Origin of the sequence: Streptomyces flaveolus (genome assembly GCF_000716535.1) — a bacterium.
Taxonomy (GTDB): domain Bacteria; phylum Actinomycetota; class Actinomycetes; order Streptomycetales; family Streptomycetaceae; genus Streptomyces; species Streptomyces flaveolus_A.
Genome location: NZ_JNWV01000097.1, coordinates 1 through 3,856 on the forward strand (window position 1 = coordinate 1; position 3,856 = coordinate 3,856).

Annotated in this window: 2 pseudogenes; both read left to right on the forward strand. The window is 75.3% G+C overall.

Annotated features, from left to right (window positions below):
* Positions 1-164: 164 nt before the first annotated feature.
* A pseudogene (locus tag OO52_RS54905) lies at positions 165-800 on the forward strand (polyketide synthase dehydratase domain-containing protein); the annotation flags it as partial.
* A gap of 339 nt (positions 801-1,139) precedes the next feature.
* Positions 1,140-3,856: pseudogene (locus tag OO52_RS54910) on the forward strand (type I polyketide synthase); the annotation flags it as partial.

Here is a 3,856-nt window from a genome sequence, read left to right on the forward strand (position 1 = left end):
CCACCACCCCACCCCCCACCAACCTCCCCACCTACCCCTTCCAACACCACCGCTACTGGCTGGAGGACGCGGCCGGAGACGGGGAACCGGAGAGCCTCGGGCTGCATGCCACCCGGCACCCGCTGCTGTCGGCGGCCACCACGCTCGCCGAGGGTGACGCGCTGCTGCTCACCGGGCGGGCCTCGGCGCGTGCCCTCGGCTGGCTGGACGACCGGACGCTGAACGGCACCGTCGCCCTGGAACTCGCCCTCCAGGCGGGCCGGCTGCTCGGCCTGCCGGCCGTCGAGGAGCTGACCCTGCGGACGCCGGTCGCCGTACCGCCCGACGGTGGCGTGGACCTGCAGTTGTCCGCCGGGGCGCCCGAAGGGGACGGCGCGCGACGGGAGTTCGTGCTGGCGGTGCGGCCGTACGAGGACACGACGGACGACGAGTCGCTGCACCGCCCCTGGACCCGGCTGGCGTCGGGTGTCCTCGTGCAGGCACCCGAGGGCGAACCGGAGCCCCTGGCGGTCTGGCCGCCCCAGGGCGCCGCGGCCGTGACCGGAGAGCCGGACGAGGACGCCCTCGCCCCGGCCACGCTGTGGCGGCTGGGGGACGACCTCTTCGCGGAGGTCGCCCTGCCCGACGACATCGTGGGCGAGGCAGGCGGCTTCGGGCTGCATCCGGTGCTGCTCGACGCGGCGCTGCGCCCGGCGTTCGAGGACGGGGATCCGCCCGTCGTACCGGGGGCCTGGCAGGGTGTGGCGCTGTACGCCGGGGCTGCCGCGCGACTGCGGGTGCGGATCGGGTCCGCGGCGGCCGACGGAAGCCGGTCGCTGACGCTGGCCGACGGGACCGGGGCCGTCGTGGCGACCGTCCGGGCCGTCGCGCCCGTCGAACTGCCCCTTTCCACGGTTTCCCCGGCCGAGCGCCACGACTGGCTGTTCGGCGTGGACTGGCTGCCCGTGCGGCCGGAGGCAGCCGGGGCCGAGGGGGAGCCGGGGAGTTGGACGGTGCTCGGTGACGCCACCGGCCCGCTCGACGTCTTCGACGCCGCACGCAAGGTGCCGTACGCGGCCGGGGACGGCGAGGTGCCCGAGGTCGTCGTTCTCACGGCGGCGAACGCCGAGTCGTTGCTGGACACCTTGCAGCCGCTGCTCGCCGACGAGGCGGCGGCCGGGAGCCGGTTCCTCGTCGTGACCCGGCACGCGGTGACCACACACCTCGACGACGTTCAGGACCTCGCGCCGGCGGCCGAGTGGGGGCTGGTGCGCTCCGCCCAGTCGGAGCACCCGGGCAGGATCGTCCTGGTCGACGTGGACGACGAGCCGTCGTCGCTGCGGGTGCTGCGCTCGGCCCTGACCGCCGGCGAGGAACAGCTCGCCGTCCGGGGCGGCGAGTTCCTCGTGCCACGGCTGGTCCGCTCGGTGGCGGAGGACTACCTGCGGGAGGTGCCCGCGCCCGACCCGTCGGGGACCGTCGTCGTCTCCGGGGACGGCGACCTGGCCGCGTCCGCCGCCGCGTACTTCGTCTCCGTGCACGGCGCTCGCCGGCTGCTGCTCTTCGGGACCGGCGAGGAGGTGGCACGCTCGCTCGCCGGGACGGACGCCGAGGTGCTGATCGCCGAGGGAACGGCCGCGGACCGTGACGCCCTGGCCGCCGCCCTGGCGCTGCTGCCGGCCGACCGTCCGCCGACCGCCGTGGTACACGTGGCGGATCCGGCGCCGGAGGCGGTGGTCCTCTCCACCGAGCCCGACGGCTTCGCGCGCGCCCTGCGCACCGGCACGGACGCCGCCTGGAACCTGCACGAGCTGGCCCTCGGCGGAGACCTGACGTCCTTCACCCTGCTCGCCCCGGATCCGTCCGGCACGCTCGGCGGCACCGGCCAGGCGGTGCGGGCGGCGGTCGGCGCCTACCACGACGCGCTGGCCCAGCACCGCCGTACGCTGGGCCTGCCCGCGGTCTCCCTCGGGTGGGGGCCGCGCGAGGACGGCCCGGCGCAGAAGCCGTACGGGCTGGTGCCGTTCGCCGGCCACCGGATCGCGGGAATGCTCGGGCTCGCCCTGCGCGCGCAGCGCCACGGGGCCCTGCTCGCCGCGCGCCTGGACCGGACCGCGCTGGCGGACCGGGCCGCGGCGGGGCTGCTGCCGCCGGTGCTGCGTTCCGTCGTACGGACCGTGCGCACGGCCGCCGCCGGCACCGGCCCGGCGGCCGGCGGCCTCGCGGCGTCGCTGTCCGCACTGCCCGCGGCCGAGCAGCACCGCCTGCTGCTGGACCTGGTCCGGGAGCAGGTCGCCGGAGTGCTCGGGCACGCGGCGCGGGACGGCATCGACACCTCGCGGGCCTTCAAGGACCTGGGCTTCGACTCGCTCACCGCCGTCGAACTGCGCAACCGCCTCAACACGGCCACCGGGCTGCCGCTGCCCAGCACCCTGGTCTTCGACCATCCCTCGCCCGAGGCACTCGCCACCCACCTGCGCACCGAGCTGGTGGGCGCCGGCACCGGGCCGGAGGCCGGGACGCGCCCGGCGGCGGGATCGTACGACGGTGAGCCCATCGCGATCGTCGCCATGGCCTGCCGCTACCCGGGCGGCGTGCGCTCACCCGAGGACCTGTGGCAGGTGGTCGTCTCCGAGAGCGACGTCATCTCGCCGTTCCCCGACAACCGCGGCTGGGACCTGGACCGGCTCTTCCACCCCGATCCCGAGCACCCCGGCACCTCCTACGCACGTGAGGGCGGCTTCCTGAGCGACGCCGACCAGTTCGACCCGGCGTTCTTCGGCATCAGCCCGCGCGAGGCCACCAGCATGGACCCGCAGCAGCGGCTGCTGCTGGAGACGGCCTGGGAGGCGTTCGAGGGCGCGGGCATCGACCCGACCTCCCTGCACGGCTCCCGCACCGGCGTCTTCGCCGGCGTGGTCTACACGGACTACGGCTCCCGGGTACGGCTGCCCGCCGACATGGAGGGATATCTCGGGTTCGGCAGCGCCGGCAGCATCGCCTCGGGCCGGATCGCCTACACGCTGGGTCTGGAGGGCCCGGCGGTGACCGTGGACACCGCCTGCTCGTCCTCCCTGGTGGCCCTGCACCTGGCCGTGCAGTCGCTGCGGCGCGGAGAGTGCGACCTCGCCCTCGCGGGCGGCGCCACCGTGCTGTCCCACCCGGACATCTTCATCGGTTTCAGCCGGCAGCGGGGCCTCGCCCGGGACGGCCGCTGCAAGGCCTTCGCCGCCACGGCGGACGGAACGTCGTTCGGTGAGGGCGTGGGTCTGCTGCTGGTGGAGCGGCTGTCCGACGCCCGCCGCAACGGGCACCCGGTGCTCGCGGTCGTCCGGGGCACCGCCACCAACCAGGACGGGGCGAGCAACGGTCTCACCGCGCCCAACGGCCCCTCGCAGCAGCGGGTGATCCGGCAGGCGCTGGCCGACGCGGGCCTCTCCCCGGCGGACGTCGACGCCATGGAGGCGCACGGTACGGGCACCACCCTGGGGGACCCGATCGAGGCCCAGGCCATCATCGCGACCTACGGTCAGGACCGCCCGGGCGAACGGCCCTTGTGGCTCGGTTCGTTGAAGTCCAACATCGGTCACACCCAGGCGGCGGCCGGTGTCGGCGGCATCATCAAGATGGTCGAGGCCATGCGGCACGGGCTGCTGCGGCGGGTGTCTCGGGTTTCGGCATGAGCGGCACCAACGCGCACGTGGTCCTGGAAGAGGCACCGGTTGCGGAACCGGCCCCGCAACCCGCCGCGCCGGCCGACGAACGCCCGCCGGTGCCCTGGCTGTTGTCCGGTCACACCGAGGAAGCCCTGCGTGAACGCGCCGCCCAGCTACACGACTACCTGACCCAGCACCCCGACACCGACACCGACGCCATC